At 62.7% G+C, this 22,518-nt stretch carries 10 protein-coding genes; 5 read left to right on the plus strand and 5 right to left on the minus strand.

The window, feature by feature from the left end; all coding sequences use genetic code 11:
* The 4 genes from KGA89_RS25425 to KGA89_RS25440 all read left to right on the plus strand — a co-directional run.
* The coding region (locus tag KGA89_RS25425) for a condensation domain-containing protein (RefSeq protein WP_223472800.1) at positions 1-3,269 on the plus strand (3,269 nt) is incomplete at its 5' end.
* Complete coding sequence (locus KGA89_RS25430; RefSeq protein ID WP_223472801.1) at positions 3,266-6,487, plus strand: non-ribosomal peptide synthetase; 3,222 nt, start codon at positions 3,266-3,268, stop codon at positions 6,485-6,487. The genes KGA89_RS25425 and KGA89_RS25430, both read left to right, overlap by 4 nt.
* A 431-nt stretch (positions 6,488-6,918) precedes the next feature.
* Positions 6,919-9,393 (plus strand): TonB-dependent siderophore receptor, encoded by a 2,475-nt coding sequence (locus KGA89_RS25435; protein WP_033028134.1) that lies wholly within the window; start codon positions 6,919-6,921, stop codon positions 9,391-9,393.
* Between the two features lie 245 nt (positions 9,394-9,638).
* A complete protein-coding gene (locus KGA89_RS25440; RefSeq protein ID WP_155499102.1) occupies positions 9,639-9,806 on the plus strand; it encodes a nucleoid-structuring protein H-NS in 168 nt (55 codons plus the stop codon).
* Positions 9,807-10,774: 968 nt separating this feature from the next.
* Here the strand turns inward: KGA89_RS25440 and KGA89_RS25450 are convergent.
* The 5 genes from KGA89_RS25450 to pvdM all read right to left on the minus strand — a co-directional run bounded on the left by KGA89_RS25450 (position 10,775) and on the right by pvdM (position 20,407).
* On the minus strand, positions 10,775-14,938 hold the full coding sequence (locus KGA89_RS25450; protein WP_223472802.1) for a non-ribosomal peptide synthetase: 4,164 nt from the start codon (positions 14,936-14,938) through the stop codon (positions 10,775-10,777).
* 37 nt (positions 14,939-14,975) lie between these two features.
* Positions 14,976-16,634: a cyclic peptide export ABC transporter gene (locus tag KGA89_RS25455; protein WP_223472803.1), complete on the minus strand. Its 1,659-nt coding sequence runs from the start codon at positions 16,632-16,634 to the stop codon at positions 14,976-14,978.
* A gap of 226 nt (positions 16,635-16,860) precedes the next feature.
* Positions 16,861-17,736 (minus strand): formylglycine-generating enzyme family protein, encoded by an 876-nt coding sequence (locus tag KGA89_RS25460; protein WP_028237324.1) that lies wholly within the window; start codon positions 17,734-17,736, stop codon positions 16,861-16,863.
* Between the two features lie 23 nt (positions 17,737-17,759).
* Positions 17,760-19,040 carry an aminotransferase class V-fold PLP-dependent enzyme gene (locus tag KGA89_RS25465; RefSeq protein WP_223472804.1) on the minus strand — a complete coding sequence of 427 codons (1,281 nt, stop codon included), beginning with the start codon at positions 19,038-19,040 and terminating at the stop codon, positions 17,760-17,762.
* Entirely contained in the window at positions 19,037-20,407 is a 1,371-nt protein-coding gene (gene pvdM / locus KGA89_RS25470; RefSeq protein ID WP_223472805.1) for a pyoverdine-tailoring dipeptidase-like protein PvdM, read from the minus strand. The genes KGA89_RS25465 and pvdM overlap by 4 nt, the downstream gene beginning before the upstream one ends.
* A 337-nt stretch (positions 20,408-20,744) precedes the next feature.
* On the opposite strand from pvdM, the gene KGA89_RS25475 reads away from it, so the two are divergent.
* Positions 20,745-22,361: a PvdJ/PvdD/PvdP-like protein gene (locus tag KGA89_RS25475; protein ID WP_223472806.1), complete on the plus strand. Its 1,617-nt coding sequence runs from the start codon at positions 20,745-20,747 to the stop codon at positions 22,359-22,361.
* Positions 22,362-22,518: the final 157 nt, after the last annotated feature.

Here is a 22,518-nt window from a genome sequence, read left to right on the forward strand (position 1 = left end):
TCTCGGCGGAGCTGTACCTGAGCGGCGCGGGCATCACCCGTGGTTACCTCGGCCGCGCGGCGATGACCGCCGAAAAATACGTGCCCAACCCGTTCTCCACAACCGGCGAACGCCTGTACCGCACCGGGGACTTGAGCCGTTACCGCGCCGATGGCGTGCTCGAATACCAGGGCCGTATCGACCATCAGGTAAAGATCCGCGGCTTCCGTATCGAACTGGGGGAAATCGAAGCGCGGCTGCTGCAACAGCCCGAGGTGCGTGACGTCGCGGTCCTGGCCCAGGACGCCCCGGGCGGTCAGCAACTGGTGGCCTACGTGGTCGTCCCGACGCTGAACCTGAATGCCACCGAAGCCCAACGCGCCCTGCGCGATGAACTCAAGGCCGCCCTGCGCGAACACCTGCCGGACTACATGATCCCGGCGCACCTGCTGTTCCTCGAACAACTGCCCCTGACACCCAACGGCAAGCTCGACCGCAGGGCGTTGCCGGCCGTGGAGACCGGGTTGTCGCAAAGCGGTTACGAGGCGCCCGTCAGCGAACTGGAGCTACAGATCGCCGGTATCTGGCAAGAGGTGCTGGAAGTGGAGCAGGTCGGTCGTAACGACCATTTCTTCGAACGCGGCGGCCACTCCTTGCTGGCAACCCAGGCGGTCTCGCGTTTGCGCAAGCTGACGGGCTATCCGCTGAGCCTGCGTGACTTGTTCAATCATCCACAGCTCAAGGCGCTGGCGGTCCTGATGGCTGGCACTGCCGATGGACCGGTCCGGGCGGGCGATTCCCATGAAGTCCGGCTCAAGGCCCATGGGCCGCGACGTTCGGCACCGCTGTCGTTGGTGCAGCGACGTTTGTGGATCGCCGAACAATTGTCCGGCGGTACGTCGGCCTATGGCATGCCCATGGCGCTACGCCTGTGCGGCGAATTGTCGGTGGCGCACCTGATGAGCAGCTTTGCCGATGTGGCTCGCCGTCATGACGTACTGCGCACCGCGTATGTCCAGGACGAAGAAGGCGATCCGCTGGCGCTGATTGCCGATGAGGTGCAACTGGACTTCCCGGTGATCGACCTCGCTGGCCTGTCGCCCAGTGCCCAGCAGGAACAGGTGGCCCGAGCGATGCTGGAAAACGCGCGCATCCCCATCGACCTGGAACAGGCACCGCTGTTGCGCGGGCGGATCCTGCGCCTGGGGCCGACGGAGCACGTGTTGCTGTACGCCATGCACCACATCATCTCCGATGGTTGGTCGATGGGGCTGTTGATCAACGAACTGGTGCAGGTCTACGAGGCATCCCTCAAGGGTGAACCGATGCCGCTGCCACCCCTGGAGGTTCAGTACCATGACTTCGCGCTGTGGCAACAGGCGCTGGAGGAGCAGGGCGTGCTGGTGCGCCAGGCCGAGTACTGGAAACACCGGCTCGGCGGCTACGAAGGGCGCCTGGACTTGCCGCTGAGCAGCCCCCGGGGCCAGACGGCGTCCTACGACGGCGATGCCCTGCAGTTCCAGCTTTCCACCGCGCTGAGCGGGGCCTTGCGCCGGTTAGCCAGCGAGGCCGGTGTCACGCTGTACAGCACGCTGCTGGCGTCCTTCCAGGTGTTGTTGCATCGGCTCTGCGACGCGCAAGACCTGGTGGTCGGGGCCGACGTGGCAGGTCGTGAACAGCCTGAGCTGGAGCGGCTGATCGGTTTCTTCGTCAACGTACTGCCCCTGCGTTCGCGCTTCGACGCCGCGGCCACGTTCTCGCGCTTCCTGGGGCAGACCCAGGACAACCTGCTCGGCGCCCTGGAGCATCAGGACTTGCCGTTCGACCAGATTGTCGAAGCCTCGGGCGTACCGCGACACAAGGGCATGAACCCGTTGCTCCAGGTGTTGTTCGTGATGAACAACGTGCCGGTGCGCACCCGCTCCATGACCGGGTTGAGCGTGGAATTGCTGCCGGCGCTCGAGACCCATTCTAAATTCGATATGGCGTTGTTCGTTGACGAAGAAGAAGGGCAATTGCGCGGTAATTGGCAATTCGCCACAACCTTGTTCGGACATGAGCGCATCCAGCACCTGATTCAGGCCTGGACAGCCCTGTTGGAACAGATCGTCGCTGATCAGGACATTCAATTGGGAGCTATCAGCATGCCAGTCGACAACATGGCGGCGGCCGTCACGCCTGCCACCGTCCCGGGGCCCAAGGCCGACAAACTGGGCAAGTTTCTCAAGCGTTCCGTGACACCCCTCGCCAAGCCTCGTGCGGCGCGGGTGCGTGAATCACTGGTGGCTGCACCGCAGCGCTTTCCCTTGATGCTGGAGCCGGGCGAGCCCCATCTGGATGTCATCGAGTGGATCCAGCAGAACCGGCCACTGATCGAGCAAAAGCTGGCCGAACATGCGGGCATTCTGTTCCGCGGTTTCGAGCTGGACGGTATCCAGGGTTTTGAAGCCTTCGCCGAAGCGGTACAGCCAGGGCTTTATGGTCAGTACGGCGACCTGCCGAAGAAAGAAGGCGGCAAGAACACCTACCGTTCCACGCCGTATCCCGAGCGCAAGATGATCCTGTTCCACAACGAAAGCTCCCATCAGGACCGCTGGCCGCGCAAGCAGATGTTCTATTGCGAGCAAGCCGCACCGGTAGGCGGCGCGACCCCGGTGGTGGATTGCCGGTTGATGTATGAACGATTGCCGGCGGACCTTCGCGAGAAGTTCGAAGACAAAGGCTTGCTGTACGTACGCACCTTCACCGACAAACTCGACGTGTCGTGGCAGCACTTCTTCAAGACCGAAGACCGCCTTGAAGTGGAGGCCCGCTGTCGGGCGGGCGGCATCCAATGGCGCTGGCTCGATAACGACGAGTTGCAGACCCGCACACCGGGGCCCGCGATCATCACGCACCCGATCACCGGAGAGAAGTCGTTCTTCAACCAGGTGCAATTGCATCACATCTATTGGTTGGACCCGGATGTGCGGGAGGACCTGTTGTCGATGTTCGGCCTGGAGCGCATGCCTCGGCATGTGTATTACGGCGACGGCACACCGATTGAGGACGAGGTGATGGCGCGTATCGGTGAGTTGTATGAAGCCTGTGCGGTGCGTTTTGACTGGCAAAAAGGTGATGTGATCCTGCTGGACAACATGCTGGTGGCCCACGCCCGCGACCCGTTCGAGGGCCCGCGCAAGATCGTGGTAGCCATGGGCGATATGTACGACCGTAACGCGCTGGACAACCCGGCCAGTGCCGGGCCCGCGATTCAGGGCAGGCGCAATCTGGAGGAAACCGGAGCATGAACGAAGTAACGATGGATCAACAGGACCCGAGTTTCCCGCTGACGCCCGAGCAACAAATGCTGCTCGAACAACTGTCGCCCACGGCGACCTGTGGCGAGGCGTTGCGCTGGCTGAACGTGGTGATCGACGGTGATCTCGATCCGCAGCGCTTGCAGGTCGCGTTCGATACGCTGCTGGCGCAGCAGCCGATGCTCTTGGCGCGGCTGGGCAAAGTCGCCGGTTTCCACGGTTGGCGTCAGGCCGCCGCCAGCGCCGTTCGCTTCCCGCTGACAGTACAGGCCAGCGAGCAACGGGCCGAGGACATCCAGGCGCAGATCAAGGACTCGATGGGTCGCGCTTTTGTGCTCGGCGAATCGGAAAGCCTCCAGGCCGGGCTTTATCGTCTGGCGCCACGGCAATGGCAACTGGTGCTGGGCATCGCCCGCTACAGTGCCGATGGGCCGTCCCTGAATCTGCTGCTTGAGCAGGTGCAGCAAGCCTGCGCCGGGATCCAGGGAGTGGAAGACGCGCCGGGCGAGTTCACCCAATACCTGGAATGGCGCAGTGAGGTGGTGCTGGATGAAGATGCCGCCACCGGACGCACCTACTGGCAGCAGCACCTGCACGGCGTGCAGACGGACATCGCCACGCCGTGGTTGGCCGCACGCAGCGCCGGCAGTGAAACCGGTGCAGGCGCTGCGTGCGTGTCGCTGATGCTGGATCCTGCCCAGCGTGACGCTTTGTACCGTCTGGCCGAGCAGCTCGGCCAGCCGCTTGCCACGCTGCTGCAAGGCGCTTGGTGGGTGTTGCTGGGACGTTTGAGCGGGCTTGAGCAGGCGCTGGTCGGCGTGCGCCATGACAGCCGTGGCGACTATGAATACTTCGCCAATGCCATGGGCGTATTCGAGAAAACCCTGCCGCTTTGCGTTTCGTTGCCCGCCAGCGTGGCGTTCAGCGAGTGGTTGAGCGAACTGGCGGCGGGCCTCGAAGCCCATCGCACCTGGCAGGAATACTGGACCCCGGACCTGGCGCCTGACGCACGCCCGGCCTATGGCTTTACCCTGGGGCAGGCGAGCGGTGCCCGGAGCAGTGGCGACCTGAACTGGGCGCCGGAGCCAACGCTTGTGCAGGCCGATGCGTTCGAGTTGTTGTTACAGGTTCAATTGGACGATGCCCAGCGGCTTGCCGCGGTCAATCTGTCTTACGCCGGTTCGCGTTATTCGCTCGCCTCGGCCGGCGTCGTGCTGGAACAGTACGGCGTGCTGTTGGCGTCGATCCTTGCCACCCCGCAAACCGCACTGGCGCAGCTCGATTTGCTCAGTCGCAGCGAAGAGCAGCGCTTGCGGGCGATCAATCCGCCGATGCAGGCATTGGCGGATGGCCGTTATCTGCCGCAGCGCATCGCCGAGCTGGCGATTCGTACGCCGGACGCCATCGCCCTGACCGACGCCCATCAGCACTTGAGCTATGGCCAGTTGCAAGCCCGGGTCGACCGTGTGGCGCAGGGCCTCAAGCACCTAGGTCTGGGCCAGGGGGCGATTGTCGCGCTGGCGTTGCCGCGCTCGGCGGAACTGGTGATTGCAATGCTGGCGAGCTGGCGCATAGGGGCGGCGTACCTGCCCCTGGATGTGCAGTGGCCCCAGGCGCGCCAGGCGTTGATGCTGCAACAGGCCGACGCGGCTGTATTGCTCACCGATGCGACACACCTGCCGGCCTGGCAGGGGCAGCCGTACAAGGCGCTGACATTGGCTGAACTCAGTCAGTCGGCAGCGCCCTTGCCGGTGCTCGCCACCAAAGGCAACGACATCGCCTACGTGTTGTTTACATCCGGCTCTACCGGGGTGCCCAAAGGTGTGGTGATCGAGCATCGGCAATTGCTCAACTACACCGCCCAGGCCAGTCAGGCCCTGGGGCTCGCGCAGTGCAAAAACGTCGGTTTCAGCTCCACCGTGGCGGCAGACCTGGGCAACACGGCGTTGTTTGGTGCGTTGTTCAATGGCGCCACCCTGCATGTGGCCAGCGATGAGCAGATGCAGGACGGCGCGTTGTTTGCCCAGTACGTGCAGCAGCAACGGATCGACTGCCTGAAAATCGTGCCGTCGCACCTTGCGGCGTTGCTCGACAGTGAGCAGGCGACACTGCCGCTTACGCTGATCCTGGGCGGCGAGCCGATCCCCGCGACGTTGATCGAGCGCATCGCCCGGTTGCGCAGCGATTGTCGCGTGTTCAACCACTATGGGCCGACCGAAGCCACGGTGGGGGTGATGATTCACCCGTTGTCGCTGCACGGCGCGGTCGGCGATTGTGCGGCGCTGACTCAGGTGCTGGGCAACAACCAGGTTTACCTGCTGGACGCCGATCTGCGCTTGGCGCCGGTGGGCGTGCTGGGTGAGGTGTACCTGGGCGGCGCGCAGCTGTGCCGGGGCTATCTGCATGCCGAGGCCGATGAGCAGACGTTCATCCAGAGTCCATTTGATCCGGCGCAGCGGTTATATCGCACCGGCGACCTGGCGCGGTATCGCCCGGATGGGGCGATCCAGCTGTACGGTCGGCGTGATCAGCAGGTCAAGGTGCGCGGGTTCCGTATTGAACTGGCGGAGATCGAGGCGGTGCTGCTGCGCATGCCGCAGGTGGCCGAAGCCCTGGTGCTGCCGGCGACGTCGGTCGAGCAGGGACTGTTGGCCTTTATCGTGGCACAGCCGGGTAGCGCGACGGGCGTGTTGGACGCCGTCCGTGCCGGGTTGAGCGCCCGCCTGCCCAGCGTGATGGTGCCCCAGCACATGCAGCTGATCGAAGCGTTCCCGCGACTGGTCAACGGCAAGATCGATCGCAAGGCATTGCAGCAGTTGGCGGGTGCGGCAACGGATGACAAAGACGCCGCGCCGCGCGATGCGCTGGAGCAATTGCTCGCCGCACGCATGGCGCAGTTGCTGGGGCTGGAGCGATTGGGCATCGATCGCGACTTCTTCGCCGCCGGAGGTCATTCGTTGCTGGTGATCAAGTTGGTGGCCGGTATTCGCAAGTTGTTGCAGTGCGAAATTCATCCGGGCCTGGTCTTCGATCATCCGACCGTGGCGTCGCTGGCGCTGGCCTTGCGGGCGCTAGAGAGCAGTCCGGGGCAACTGGAGAAAATGGCCCAGGTCCGCCTGCGCATGGAAGCGATGAGCCCCGAGGAAAAGCTCCGCCTGACCGAACAGGCTCGGCAGCTGCAAGCCGCCAGGGCTGCGCAAAGCAACTGACATCACACGAAACAAAAGGTCGCCGCCCAACAGAGATTCCCAGAAATGGAACGCGGAGCGTCCCAGGCGGCATTCCCACGCGGAGCGTGGGAACGATCGGATCACACGAAACAAAAGGCCGTCGCCCAACAGCGACGGCCTTTTTTTTAATCTTTTTCGCGAATGATAAATAAACTCATTCCGGTTTTTGCCAAGTGCTGCGTCTTACTTAGGTATGTGGGCAAATCGGGTCGGGCAGGACGTCCAGGCACCGGGTTTGTCCAGCAAAGATTTCGCCGTCGTCCAGCCAGATGACCGTGCCCGGGGAGGGGCCGGTCGGCCATGCACTGACATTGCCTTGGGGCAATCGACCGTGCGGGTTCACGTGTGCTGGCGAGCGGCGGGCCCTTCGGCCCCATGGACTTTTACTTCTACCAATAATAGAGAGCACGATGTCATCCATTCATGAGTTGAAACCTCTGTTCAAGGCACTCGTCATGTCCCGCGGCCTGCGTTCGCGGCGTGTGTTGGCCGGTCTGGGGTTGGTCTGCGTACTGCCCCTCAGCGCTCAGGTGATGGCTGAAGACGTCAGCATCAACATTCCTGCGCAACCGCTGCCGCAGGCACTGCAAGCGTTCGGTCAGCAGACCAACCAGCAAGTGATCTACAACGCTGCTGATATGGCCGGCCTGAGGAGCACCCGCGTCAGCGGCAAGATGAGCCCGCAGACGGCCATTGCCGAATTGCTCAAGGGCACTGGCGTGCGTTACAGCGTCGAGGGCAATACCTTGATGCTGGTGCGCGGTTCTGCCGGTGAAGGCCTCGAGCTGGGCGCGACCACCATCAGTGCAGAATCGGTGGGCGCTACCACCGAAGGCAGCAACTCATACACCAGTAACGCCGTGACCATCGGCAAGGGCACCCACACCCTCAAGGAAATTCCCCAGTCGATCACCGTGATGACGCGCAAGCAGATGGATGACCAGAACCTGGTCAGCCTCAAGGACGCCGTCAACCAGACCACCGGCATCGTCGGCCTGCAGGGCGTCGGCCAGGGCATGATCCTGTCGTCCCGCGGTTTCCAGATCGACGACTGGCAGTACGACGGTGTGCCGATCCCGCGTAACACCTATTCGCTGGGCAACTGGGCGACCCAGGACCTGATCTTCTTCGACCGCCTGGAAATCATGCGCGGCGCCTCCGGCCTGCTGCAAGGCACTGGCAGCCCCGGTGGTGCCGTCAACCTGGTGCGCAAGCGTGGCCAGAACGCACCCACCGTGACCTTGACCGGCAAGGCCGGCTCCTGGGATCACTACGGCCTGCAATTGGACGCCGGCGGCCCGCTGAACCAGGCCGGCAACATTCGCGGCCGCATCGTCGTCGACGAAGACCAGAGCAACTCGTTCGTCGACCATGCGTGGAGCAAGACCCATTCGCTGTACGGCGCGCTGGACGTCGACCTGAACGAAGACACCACCCTGGGCTTCGCGGTCAGCCAATCCAACGGCGAATCGCGCGGCAATATCCGTGGCTTGCCACGCTACGCTGACGGTTCGATGCCGGACGTGTCGCGTTCGACCTATACGGGCGCGCGCTGGAACCGGTCAGAAATCGATGTCACCACCTATTACACCGATCTGGAGCATCGCTTCAACGATGGCTGGGCCTTCAAGGTCGGTGCCGTGTACATGACCGAAGACAACCAGGCGAAAAACCAGCGAGTCCAAAGGGGTGGTGGTCTCTTGGCGGATGGCAGTGGCGTGCAATATGCCGACTTCGTGACCGATTTCCAGTCCACGAAGGCTGGTCTGGACATGAACCTGACTGGCAAGTTCGAAGCCTTGTCGATGGAGCAGGAAGTCATGCTGGGCGGCAACTTCTCTCAGTTGGAGACGGATGATCGCTATGCCCGTACCTTCAACAACACCAGCGACTCCATCTTCGATCTGAACAATGATCGTCCGGACATCAGCTATGAAAGTTTGATCAATAGCCCGGGCGGCCAGGGTACCCTCAGCAAATACGATATCCGCCAGAAAGGTGTGTACGGCACCTGGCGCGTCAAGCCGGTCGACGACTTGACGCTGGTGCTGGGTTCCCGGGTCAGTTGGTATGACTTCAGCTACAAGTCGAAAACCGAAACCGCGGCCAACGGCATTGTCACCAACACGCCAAGCACCGGAACTGAAACCGGAGTGGTCACGCCCTACGGCGGTATCATCTATGACCTGAGCCGTGAATGGGCCGTGTATGCCAGTTATACCGACGTGTTCCAGCCGCAGACCAATCGGGACGCCGGCGGTTCGGTGCTCAAGCCGATAGTCGGCAGCAACTATGAAGTCGGCCTCAAGGGCGAATTGATGGATGGTCGGGTCAATACCTCCCTGGCTGTCTTCCGCTACGACCATGAGAACCGTGCGATCAACGACGGCGGTTCGGGGTGTGGTGGCTCGGGTTGCTCGGTAGCCTCAGGCAAAGTGCGTAGCCAGGGGATCGACGCCGAAATCAGTGGTGAAGTGATGGACAATCTGCAGTTGTTTGCGGGTTACACCTACAACACCACCAAGTACCTGGAGGATCCGAGCAATGAAGGCAGCATCTACAGCACCTGGACGCCGAAACACATGCTGCGGGTGTGGGGCAACTACCAGCTCACTGGCGACTGGAGCCGTGTCAGCACCGGCTTGGGCTTCACCACCCAAAGCCACACGATGGTTTACGACTATGATCGTGAAATCCCGGGTTACACCGTATGGAACGCCCGTGTCGGCTATCAGCTGACGCCGGAAATCGCTTTGGCGGTCAATGCCAACAACCTGTTTGACAAGACGTACATAACGTCCGCTTACAACCAGCTCAATGGCAACAACAACTTTGGTGATCCGCGCAATCTGATGTTCAGCGTGACTTACAAACCGCAGTTCTGATTTGCGCGAGAACTAGAAAAACGTCTTGTGCGTAATGTTGTTCACTTGGAAAAACGGCGCTTCTTTCAGGAATTGGGAGGCGCCGTTTTTTTTGGGCGTGGGGAGGGGGCATATCCGTTTCTTCGGTAGTGGCTACTGGCGGTTCCGCTCTTACAGCGGGTCACTTTCGAAAAGCCGGAATGCCGGCCCAGGCGAAAGTAACCAAAGCGCTTTTGCCCCACCACTCGGCACCTCGCTTAGGCTCGGTGTGCCCTCACTCCGGCATTGCTCCGTGGGCCCGCCGCGAAGGGCCATCCATTGCCCAGCGCGGCTACCTCGGCATCCATGCCGAGGTGCCCACTACGCAATACCTGCGTTCGGCCAGCGTGGTTAACGGGGCGCCTGAGATCAACGTCCACCGCGAGGCGGCCTAACAGCCGGCCTGGTTCTTGATGAGACCGCGTTTCTCCTGTGGGAGCGGGCTTGCTCGCGAAAGCGGTGGTTCAGTTTGCAGTGATGTTGGCTGTGCTGGCGTCATCGCGAGCAGGCTCGCTCCCACAGGTTTTTTGTGTCGTGTGCAGATGCTGTGAACACCCGCCAACCCCATGTGGGAGCGGGCTTGCTCGCGAAAGCGGAGGGTCAGTTTTCGGTGATGTTGGCTGTGCCGACGCCTTCGCGAGCAAGCCCGCTCCCACAGGTTTTTTGTGTCGTGTGCAGATGCTGTGAACACCCGCCAGCCCCATGTGGGAGCGAGCCTGCTCGCGAAAGCGGTAGATCAGTTTGCTGTGATGTTGGCTGAGCCGACGCCTTCGCGAGCAAGCCCGCTCCCAAAGGTTTTTTGTGTCGTGTGGGGATGCTGTGAACACCCGCCAGCCCCATGTGGGAGCGAGCCTGCTCGCGAAAGCGGTGGATCAGTTTGCTGTGATGTTGGCTGTGCCGACGCCTTCGCGAGCAAGCTCGCTCCCACAATGGGATCGGAGTACGAGCGGGAGAGCCAGGCCGGCTGTAAGGCCGCCTCGCGCGCAAGCTTTGCTCCCACAGATTCTGCTCAAGCAGATCTGATGGGCGTACGACCGGGAGAGCCAGGTCGGCTACTAGGCCGCCTCGTGCTGGACGTTGATCTCGGCGCCCCGTTAACCACGCTGGCCGAACGCAGGCATTGTGGAGTGGGCATCCCGGCATGGATGCCGGGATAGCCGCGCTGGGCCATGGATGGCCCTTCGCGGCGGCCCACGGAGCAATGCCGGAGTGAGGGCATGCCGAGCCTAGGCGAGGCACCAAGTGGTGGGGCATGTAGCGTTTTGCTTACTTTTGACTGGGCCGGCTTCCGGGCTTTTCAAAAGTGAGCCGCCGTAAGGGCGGAACCCTAAGCCGCCGTTACCGAAGAAACGGATATACACACCTACCCTAAGCGCTTTTCCCCTTCAATCGTACTGGCCAAAAAAACCTCGACCAGCGAATCAAGCAACACATCATCAAAAATCATACTGCGATGCCGCAACGGAGAATGCACCGAGCATTGCAGCTCCCCGGCCAGGCTGTAACCCTTTATCAAGGCTTCGCAAAACGCCAATTCTTCCGGAGTTTTCTCCGCCTGTGTCCACCAGCAACTGGGACGTACCCGCACCGGTTTGAAGCTGAACCCCTCAAAAGCCTCCAGCAACCGATCATGCACGGAGAACGCCTGAGCGTTCATGACTTCATCCTTGACGCTCTGCACGATTGACAGCAAATCGCCTCGCCCCGGCTCGATCTGGCGGGTGGCCCATTCATGGAAGGCCTGGACCGTGCTGGCGGGGTGCTCTTGCCGGTAAGCCGCCGTGCGTTCGGTGAGGGTCGGAAACAGCAGGTCGAAATATTCGATGGCCTCCAGCAGATCCTGAGAGGCCGGGTCGGCCTGTTCAGCGCCTGGTAAATGCCGATGACGCGACAACGTCGCCGGGTACAGGTGTTCAGGAATCGTGCTGTCCACCAAGCCGAGAAAACTCACGGTGTGGCCCTGGCTTTCCAGCGTCGCGGCGATGTCCAGCGCGATGGCGCCGCCCAACGACCAGCCCATCAGGTAATAGGGACCTTGCGGCTGGGCCGTGACGATTTCCTGGCTGTAATCGGCAATCATCTCGCGCCAGGCTTCAGGCCCGGCGTGGGGTTCGCTGAAGCCGCGGTGCATGACGCCAACGGTGCGCGCCCGAGGTTGGAGTTTGCGCGCCAGCGGCTGGTAACAGAACACGATGCCACCGCTGGGATGCAGGCAAAACAACTGCGGCGCGCCGGTGGGGGTGGTGTTCAAGGGGACAAGGCATGGGGTCTGTTCGCGGTGCTTTTGCGAAATGAATAGCGCCAGCTCGGCGACGCTCGGGTTGGCCAGCAACTCCTGCAGCCGCACGGTGATATTCAGGCGGGCCTTGAGTTGGGCAATCAGCTCGATCGCCAGGATCGAATGCCCGCCCAGTTCAAAGAAACTGTGATTGATCCCCACGCGCTCAACCTTGAGGGACTGTTGCCAGAGCTGCGCCAGGGCTTCTTCCAACTGTGTGCGGGGCGCCAGGTAATTCGAATGCCACAGACAGGCGTCCGGTTCCGGCAAGGCCTTGCGGTCAAGCTTGCCGTTGGCATTGAGCGGCAAGTGCTCGATGAATAGCAGATGGCTGGGCACCATGTAGTCCGGCAACTGCGCTTTGAGCGCGGTCAACAGACCTTCGCGTAACTCGGCCGTGGCCGGTTGCGTGGCGATCACGTAGGCGACCAGTTGCAGGCCGCCGGGGCCTTCATGGGTCAGCACGACACCATCGCGCACCGCCGGCAGGGTTTGCAGGCGCGCCTGGATTTCGCCCAGTTCAATGCGGAATCCACGGATCTTGACCTGATGATCCAGGCGTCCGATGTACTCGATGCTGCCGTCGGTGCGGTAGCGTGCCAGGTCGCCGGTGCGATACAGGCGTCCACCCGGAATAGGGTCGAACGGATCGGGGATAAACCGTGTGGCGGTCAGGTCGGCGCGCCGGTGGTAGCCGCGGGCCAGGCCGGCCCGGCCAACGTGCAGCTCACCGATGCAGCCCTTGGGCACCGGGTTCAGGTGCGCGTCGAGCAGATACCAGGACAGGTCGACGATAGGCTCGCCGATAGGGCTCGCGGCCTCGCAGTGCAAGTCATTCATCGACAGTGGTCGCCAGGTGACGTGCACCGTCGTCTCGGTGATGCCATACATGTTGATCAACTGCGGCGCCTGGTCGCCGAACCGTTCGAACCAGGGGCGCAAACTCTGCACATCAATTGCTTCGCCGCCAAAAATCACCTGACGCAACCGGTGGACGAGAGGCTGGCGAGGCGCGCAGGCGACCTGCAACAACGACTTGAATGCCGAGGGCGTCTGGTTGAGCACCGTGACGTTTTCCTGGCAAAGCAGGGCGTAGAAATCCTCCGGCGAACGGCTCACGGCGTGGGGCACGATGACCAGTCGACCGCCGTGCAGCAGGGCACCGAAAATCTCCCACACGGAAAAGTCGAAGGCATAGGAATGAAACAGGCACCAGACGTCCTGCTGATCGAAGCTGAACCAGTGGTCCGTGGCCTGGAACAATCGGTTGACGTTGTGGTGGGCGAGCAACGCGCCTTTGGGCTGGCCGGTCGAGCCTGAGGTGTAGATCACGTACGCCAGGTTATCCGGGTGCATCGGCACGTCAGGATTGTGCTCGGGATAGTCGCCATCGACAGCGACGGGGTCGAGCAACAAACAGTTGATGCCAGCGGGCAGCGCCAGCGATTCACTCAGATGGGCCTGGGTCAGGATCTGCGTGACGCCGCTGTCCTGGATCATGTAGGCCAGGCGGTCAGCCGGGTAGGCCGGGTCCAGTGGCACGTAGGCACCGCCGGCCTTGAGGATCGCCAGCAGGCCGATGATCATCTGCGGCGTGCGCTCGACGGCAATGCCGACCAATACGTCGGGCCCGACGCCTTGGGCGATCAGCCGATGGGCCAATTGGTTGGCTTGTCGGTTGAGCTTGGCATAACTCATGTGCTGCCCTTCAAAGGTCAGGGCGATGGCGTCGCCCGTGGCGGCGGCATGGGTTTCGATCAATTGGTGCAGGCACTGTCCGCGATGCAGTCGAGTCGGCTGGCGGTTCCAGTGGTCCAGGGTTTGCTGCTGTTCATCGGTGTTGAGCAATGGCAGTTCGCCGAGGGCGCGTTCGGGCGTCTCGATCAGGCCCCGCAACAGGTTCTGCCAGTGCTCGGCCATGCGCTCGATGGTGTCTGCGCGGTAGAGATCACGGCGGTATTCGAATGTCGCCACGATCTGCTGCTGTGAATAGTCGACATCCAGCGACAAGTCGAACTTGGCCTGGCTGTCACCGGTATCGAGAAATTCCAGCGTCAGTTGACCTCGGGTCGGCGCCGGCAGTGCGGGCGTGCCGGTGCGCCAGTTGAACAAGACCTGGAACAGCGGGTTGGCGCCCTGTACGCCGGGACGTTGCAACTGATCAAGGATCAGCTCCAACGGGTAGTCGGCATGTTCAAGCGCGGCGAGGGACTGCGCGCGTAGATCCCGGAGAAACTCCAACGTGCTGCGGGCCGAGTCGATCCGCGCCCGATACACCTGGCTGCTGACGAAAAAACCCACCAGGTCCTGGCTTTCATGGCTGTTGCGATTGGCGTTGGGGACGCCGACGGTAAAGTCGTTCTGGTTGCCGTAGCGGCCCAGCAACAATTGCCAGGCACCCAGCGCCACCACGAAAGGCGTCAGCCCCTGGCGTTGGCAGAATGCTTCCAGGGCCTGGGCCATTGCCGGGGCAAGCGCCACATGCACGCGTCCGGCCATCGGTTGCTGGCGAGTGGCGCGGGGGAAATCCTGGGGCAGTTCCAGCGTGGGCAGGTCGTGGCCCAGGTAATTGCTCCAGTATTCGCCGCTGCGCTGGCAGGCTGCGCTCTGCAAGTACTCGCCTCGCTGATGGGTGGCGTAGTCGGCGTATTGCATGGGCAGCGGCGGCAGCGCTGACGGATCGCCGATCAAGGCCTGGGCATAGGCCTGGGTCATGTCCTGCATGAGGATCGTGTTGGACCAGGCATCGGAGACGATGTGATGCATGTTGAGCAACAGCACATGTTCGTCGCTGCGCAGCCGCAGCAGCGTTGCCCGCATCAGCGGCGCCTGGGTGAGATCGAACGGTTGCCGGGCATGCTGCTCGATGCGCTGTGAGAGCGCCAAGGTGCGTGCCGGCTGGTCGAGCGTGCCAAGGTCATCCCGGTGCAGGGTCAGGCAAACGTTGCGCTCGACCACCTGGCTCGCGGCGCCGTCGATTTCAATGAACGCGGTGCGCAGGATGTCGTGGCGGTCGATGACGCGATCGAGTGCCTGCTCCAGGGCGTCGGCATTGAGTTCGCCCGTCAGGCGCAGGGCGCGTGGCAGGTTGTAGGCCGAACGGGTCGGGGCGCGCTGTTGCTCCAACCACAAGCGTTGCTGGGCAAAAGACAAGGGCGCGCGGTCCAGCCGGCGGGAGCTTTCGTGCCTGTCGCCAGCGACATCCTCCAGCAGCAGCGTCAGCAGATCATCATCTAGCAGTTCGTTCATGGTGTTCTCGCGGTAAACAGCATTGCGTCGGGCAGGCTCAGGCAAAGGCTGCCGGGACCTTTTCACTGACGACCCGACCGGCCTGCATCCGGATCAGTTGGTCGGCGATATCGAAGTAACGATCGTCGTGGGAAATGACGATGATGGTTTTGCCCAGCGCCTTCAGTTCCGGCAGCAGTTCGGTATAGAAAATGCGGCGGAACACCGGATCCTGGTCAGCGGCCCATTCATCGAACACCAGCACCGGGCGTTCTTCCAGCCAGGCGTTGAGCAGCGCCAGGCGTTTGCGTTGGCCGGTGGACAGGTCGGTGGTGCTGAAGGCACCGTCGCGGATGCTGACCTTATGGGCGATTTCCAGGCGTTCCAGGTAGCGGTTGGCATTTTCAGGCACTTGTTGATCGCCCTGGACCAGTTCATCGAACAGGTAGTAATCGGCAAAAATCGTCGTGAACAGTTGGCGATAATCGTCACGTTGAGCCGCCAGCACCGGCTCGCCATCGAGGAGGATATCGCCGCCCTGGGGGGCATAGAGCCCCAGCAGCAGCTTGATCAGCGTGGTCTTGCCGCCACCGTTCTCGCCGACGATGAACACAATGTCGCCCTGGGTGATAGACAGGTTGACCGGTCCAAGGGCGAAGGCTTGGCTGCCGTCGACCGCCGGGAAGGCGTAATGCACGTCACGCAATTCAAGCTGCTGGATCGTCGGCTTGGCGACGCGCTCGTCATTGAGCAGCAGGTGCGGTTCGGGTGAGGAAAACTGTTCGGCCAGTTCGGCGATGCGCTTGAACGCAATGTTCGCCCGGCTGATCACCGGCAAGGTCATCACCAGGTATTCCAGCGGGCCCTTCATGTACAACAGCACCAGCACGAAACCGCTGAGCACGGCCTTATCGGTGCCCAGCCACAGCGATTGCAGGGCTAGCACCAGGCCGATAACCACAAAAAACAGCATCGAGCCGAAGGTCTTGGCCACCACGAAGGTGTTGACCGAGCGGATATTGGTGTCGCAGATGTAGTCGGCGGTGGCTTCGATGCGCTGGCTGAACATGCGCTGGCGGCGTGGGCGATGGATGCGCAGTTCCTTGGCTCCGGCGGCGATTGCGCTGTAGTGTTTCTGCAGCGCGTCTTCAGCCTCGCGGGCGTCTTCGAAGCCCCGGATGCCGCGGGCCCGGGCCACGTATTGCACGACCGTGCCGATCACCAGAGCCACCAGTAGCAACAAGAACATCGGCAGCGACAGGTAGGCCAGATAACCCAGGCAACCGAGGGTCACGGTGAAGGCGATGGCCAGTGGCGCGAACGAAAACGCGAAACTGCTGACCGTGTTGACGTCGTGGGTCAACACCGGGATGAGCCGATGGCTGCGAAAGCGCTCGATCTGTTCGATGGGCGCCAGCAGCACTTTCTTGCCGAGGGATTTACGCAGCTCGGCGATGATGTTCTGGCCGACGTGGTTGGTGCCGATGTCGGAAAGAATCGAGGTCAGCAGGGCCGCCGCGCAGAGGCCGGCAAACTTCATCAGCATCTGGAACGTGGGCGTGACGGCGGCGTTCAGGGTGTCGTTGATGGTGGCCAGCAGCGCGGTGATGCTCAGGCCGCCCAACATGCCCAAGAGGATGGAGCCTACGACAATCAGCCTGAAGGGTTTGAGCAGGGTGAACAGTTCATTGATCACTCCGCGTGTTGGTTGGCTCATGGAGGTTTCCCTGCTTGATGAAAAGGGCGAAGGCCATCGCGGGTGTTCGCCGGGAGGGCTTTAGGGCGAAGGCACGCTGGATTGGGTTGTGCCCCTCTTTAGAACGATTTGAGAGGAGGGGAATTTATTCTGTGGGAGCAAGGCTTGCCCGCGATGAAGGCGACGCGGTTCCCTGTTAAATCGAGGTGTCTGCATCGCGAGCAAGCTTTGCTCCCACTTGGGGCGCCTACATATCCCGCGCCACCCGAAATCCCAGCCAATCGCCCCGTGCATCGGGGTACACCGCGTTGCGATTGCCCGAGCGGGAGAACACCGGAGCTTCGCCCCAGTCGTTGCCGCGGATGCGGCGTGCCTTGCAATCACCGCTGAGCCAGGCGCTGCCATCGCTCGGGGCGCCTACATAGTTTTCGTTGTAGCAATCGGCGGTCCACTCGTAGACGTTGCCGTGCATGTCGTACACGCCGAAGGCGTTGGGTGCGAAGCTGCCGGCCGGAGCGGTGAAGTTGTAGCCGTCGGCCGCGCCGTAGGTGTTGGCGTGCTGGGCGATGCTGTAGTCCTTGCCGTCATCGAACGGGAAGGGGAACGGGTCGGCGCTGCCGCCGCGTGCTGCGTATTCGCGCAGGGACTCGCTGACCAGTCGGTACTGTTTACCGGTCTTTTTCGACAACCACGCCACGTAGGCATTGGCCTCGGCGAAATCCATGCATACCGCCGGATGTCGGTCTGTGTACTGCTTGCGCGGGTCACTGCCCTGGTAGTCCGGGATGCCGGCCTTGCAGGCGCGACCGGGACGTTTGTCGCCGTCGGGCATCGTGTAGCCGGTGTCGCGCAGGTAGGCGAACCATTCACCCTTGAGCACCTGGAAACGACTGATCGCCAGCGGCTTGGCGAACGTCACCGGGTGCATCGGGCCTTCGTCGGGCTCGCGTCCCACTTCGTTTTCCGGGGTGCCCATCTGGAAGGTGCCGGTGGGCAGCACGACCATTTCCGGGCAGTCCTTGCAGTCGCGAAAGACCTGGCCCGGTTGCGAGGCCTGGGCGCCGGAGGGCAGCAGGGCGGCGAGGGCCAGTGCCGGGAATAGCTTCAGCGAAAAACTGTTCATCCATCTCTCTCGATAAGTCATGTTCAGAGTGTCTTGCCCAGCAACCCCATGAAGCGATCGATCTCGGCCTCCGTGTTGAGCAGCCCCGGCGCGGTACGGACCACCGGCCCCGCATCGCGATGCACGGCATCGGCGATCACGCGGTTCTTCATCAGGTAGGCGGCCACCTCGTCGCTCTCGCGGCCCTTGACCCGGAAGAAGGTGAAGCCGGCGGACAGGTCTGGGCTCAGCGGCGTGACCAGCTCGATCTGCGGTTGTGCTACCAACTGTTTTTTCAGATAGCTGTTGAGGGCATGGATACGCGCCTGCACCTCGGCCTTGCCCAGTTGCAGGTGCAACTTGAACGCCTCGTCCGCCGCCCAGCGATGCTCGAAGGCGTGGTAGCCCCCCGGGGTCATGACCGTGGAAAACGCCGTGGCTTCGGAAAAGGTCGGGATGATCGGCGTGACGTACTTGAGCTCTTCGCTGCGGCTGCACACCAGGCCCGTGCCGCGTGGGCCGAACATCCACTTATGGGTGCCGGCGATGAAAAAGTCGCAATTCATCTCGGGGAAACTGAGGTCTTCGACGCCGAAACCGTGCACGCCGTCCACCACATAAATGATTCGCTGTTCATCGCTGCGGCCCTGGTTGTGCTTGTCCACCAGGGCGCCGATCTTGTCGATCGGCAGTTTCACGCCGCTGCCCGAATGCACCCAGGTCATGCCCAGCACCCGGGTTTCGGGGCGGATGTTGCGGTCGATGGCCGTGAGGATTTGTTCGTGGCTGGCGTCGTGGGCGTTCTCGAACAGCTTGATCTTGCGTACCCGTGTTCCGGTCCTTTGGCTGCGCAGGTCGAGAATGGTGTGGGTGGCGTAGTGTTCGTGGGCGGTGCTGAGGATTTCCTGGTCGGCCGCCACATGGACGCCGCCGTAGATCATCGACAGGCCTTCGGTGGTGCTGCCGGTGAGGGCGATCTGCTTGGGCGTCGCTTGCAGGTAGCGGCCGGCCCAGGTGCGGACGTTTTCCTCGCGTTCTTCGGTGACGCCCAGGTCCCAGTCCAACAGCAGCCCCGGGTTTTTATCCAGGGCGGCGCGGTGTGCTTCGATGGCCTCGCGCACCGGGCGCGGGTGGGTGGTGACCAGGAAATTGGAGAAGTGCAGGTAGTCCGGGTCCTGGTTGAACAGCGAGCGCAGTTGCGCCCATTTATTTTTCGGCAGCGGCGGCAGAGGGGCGGCGCTGGCCGTGGCGGACAGGCTGGCGGCGAGGGGCAGGCCGGCGGCGAGGATCCCGGCCTGCTTCAGGAAAGTGCGACGTTCATTCATGGCTGGACGGTCTTCTGGGTCGAGGCGATGGCGGGGCGGGAGGCTTTCTGGACCTGGTCCCAGACCCGCAGGAAATTGCCGCCCCACAGTTTGGCGATGTCGGCTTCGGAGTAGCCGCGGGTCAGTAGTTCGGCGGTGACGTTGCGGATGTCGCCGACGTTCTCCCAGCCTTTCACACCGCCGCCTTCGTTGAAGTCCGAACTGATGCCGACGTGGTCGATGCCGATCTTGCGCACGGTGTAGTCGATGGCGTCCCCCAGGTCCTTGAGGCTGGCCTTGGGTTCGTCTTCGAGGATGCCGTAGAGCTGGCCGGCGTATTCGCCGAATTTCTGTTCCGGCCAGGCGGCGATGATCGGGTCGCCGGGCATCAGCGCCATCGCCAGGTTGGGCAGTGGCGGCAGGTCGAAACGCTCACGCAGGGCGTTGAGTTTGTCCTGGGTCTTTTGCGTCAGCGGGCGCAGGTACTGGGAGAAGCCGACGATCTGCACCACGCCGCCGCTGGCCTTGATCAGTTGCATTTCCTTGTCGCTGAGGTTGCGTGGAATGTCCACCATCGCCCGTGGCGCCGAATGGGAGGCCACCAGCGGCGTGCGGCTCAGTTGCGCGACTTGCTCCAGGGCCTGGGTCGACATCTGCGACACGTCAATGATCACGCCCAGGTCGTTCAGGCGCGTCACCGCTTGCTTGCCGATATCCGACAGGCCGCCGAGGGCGTCGGGCGAATCGTTGAAGAACGATAGTGGACGCGAGGAGTCGGCCCAGTCGTTGTTGCCGATGTAGCTGAAGCCGAACATGCGCATGCCCCGCGCTGTCCACAGGTCCAGCAGGTTCAGGTCGTGGCCCAGGGGATAGGCGTTGAGCATGCTGATGAAGATCGCGAACTTGCCTTCGCCGTGCAGGCGGCGGAAATCATCCGGGGTGTAGGCGATGGCGACCTGGTTGGGGAAGTCGCGGACCATGCCGGTGATGATCTTGTAGCGCACTTCCTGCTGGTTGCGCGCTTCCTCGACGAAGCCGGCGGTGGGCTTGTGCGGGGCGTTGGGTCCGTTCCACAACTCCGGCCAGCCGAACACCGTCAGGGCCGCGCCGGACAGGTGGCCGCGGTTGGCTTTGACCAGGTCGAACTGACCCTTGCCGTCCTTGTCGGCTTCGTTGCCAGCGGTGCCGAAATCCAGCGGCACGGTGATGTGGCTGTCGAAGGACAGCAGGCGTTCGTGCAGTTCCCTGGCTTCTTTCATCACCTTGACCGGGTAGCCGGGGTTGTCCCGCCACCAATGGTCCCAAGCCGCGACGCCAGCACCGACGGCCAACGCCAGGGCCAGGGGCGGGCCGATGAAAAGAGCCTTTTTCGAACGAGGTGTTGTCATTGCCGATCTCAGTCAGGTTCGCCTTGGAAGGACAGGCGCGGGGGCCTTTGCTATCTGGGGAGAACGAGTGATCGGCGGGGAAATTTAGGCGTCCTCGGGGCCGCCATCGCGAGCAAGCTTTGCTCCCACAGTGCAATTGCAATGGGTTTCACCTGTGGGAGCAAAGCTTGCTCGCGAGGCGACCTTTCAGCTGACCAGCCTCTGCCGAATGTACTCAGCTCCCCTGTGGGAGCGAGCCTGCTCGCGATGAGGCCGTAACAGCCCCTATAAATTTGTCAGCCCCCCCATCGTTCTAGCTTGGATAAAGCCCGCTCCAGGGCCGAACACAGGTAAGGCAATGACGATTTCTCGACGATGGTTCATGGCAGGCCTGGCGCTGACCGGTGCCGCCGTGCCTGCGGTGTATTACGGGCATCGCGAACTGACCCGACCGGACCCGAGCATCACCCCCGGCGAGGCCTCGTTCGACGTGGCTGACGTAGCGGGCCAGCGTCGGGCCGATACGCTGCGGGGCATCTGGACGATCCGTTTCACCGGCCGCGACGCCGGCCTTGAAGGCTTGCCCCAGGACGATCTGCAGCTCTTCCTCGATATCGGCCAGAGGGGCCGTGGCCTGGTGGGCTACCTCGACAGCGCCGAACGCTTGCGCGGCGCCGACGAGCCGCGTTATCGGGTGTTGGGCGACCTGGCCGGCACCGACCCGAAGCAACTGAGCTGGCGGCTGATGAGTGCTCGACAGAACGCGCCGGACTATGAATTCACCATGACCCTGGACGAAGTCTGGGCCAGCTTTGGCAATGCCGGAAGCGCCACCCTCAGTGGTCGTGTGTGGCGCCTGGACCGTCCCTTGGCGCTGCCTGAACAGGACAATCATTTCATCGCCCTCAAGCGGCGTTTCCCCGAGGCTCGGGAGCGCACGCCGCTGAGCCCGGCGCTGCTGGCCTGGCTGGTGTCGCCCGAGCATCGGCTGTTCCACCAGCTCTGGCATGCCACCCGGGACAAATGGCACACCCTGGACGAGGACAAGCGCAACGCCCTGCGCGGCATCGGTTGGCAGCCTGGGCCTCGGGACCAGGAGCGTGATGCTCGCGGCAAGCGCAAGGATCGCAACGGCTCGGGCGTGGACTTCTTTTTCATGCACCGGCACATGCTCGGCACGGCGCGTTCGTTCCAGCCGCTGCCGTCGTGGCCGCACTTCCCCTTGCCGCAACCGGAGCTTGAGCGCGATCGCCTTGGGTTCGCCCGCTATCTCGACAACCACGATGGCACGGCCTTGCCGCCGACCTGGCTGGCCAGGGGAGACGAGCAGTACGCCCAGTGGGTCAGCGACATCAAGACCGCTGAGACGTACCACAGCAATTTCCAGGTCTGGGAATCACGCTACCGCGACCCGCGCTACCTGTCGAAGCTGACCCTGGGCCAGTTTGGTTCGGAAGTGGAACTGGGCCTGCACGACTGGCTGCACATGCGCTGGGCTTCGGTGCCACGCGACCCGTCCAACGGCCACCCGGTACCGTTCGCCCGCGACCCGTCGGACTTCGCCCAGCGTTGGTTCGCACCGGAAAACGACTTTCTCGGCGATCCGTTTTCCTCCCACGTGAACCCGGTGTTCTGGGCCTTCCATGGCTGGATCGACGACCGCCTCGAAGACTGGTTCCGTGCCCACGAACGTTTCCACCCGGGGGAAGTGAGCCGGCTTCAGGTCAACGGCGTGCCTTGGTTTGCCCCGGGCCGCTGGGTCGAAATCGCCGACCCTTGGCTAGGCCCGGATACCCACGGTTGCAGCACCACGCCGGGGCTGCAGGTTGGGCGTTCGGTGGAAATGGACCCGGAAACCATGAAACTGGCGCTGCGCATCACCTTCGGCAGCGATGACAAAAAGCTCTCCGAACTGTTCCGCCGCGTGCCGCCGCGGCCGTGGTATGCGCGCAATCTCAAATCCAAACCGGTTTAACCCTTCCTAACTGGATGAACACCATTGACTGATCGTTCCCACGCTCTGCGTGGGAACGCCTCTACGGACGCTCTGCGTTTGGCTCTTTGGGATGCGGAGCGTCCCTGGCTGCATTCCCACGCGGAGCGTGAGGAACGATCTTCACAGCCCCCGCGAC

Source organism: Pseudomonas sp. A-RE-22 (assembly GCF_019956035.1).
In the GTDB taxonomy this organism is placed as follows: Bacteria; Pseudomonadota; Gammaproteobacteria; order Pseudomonadales; family Pseudomonadaceae; genus Aquipseudomonas; species Aquipseudomonas brassicacearum.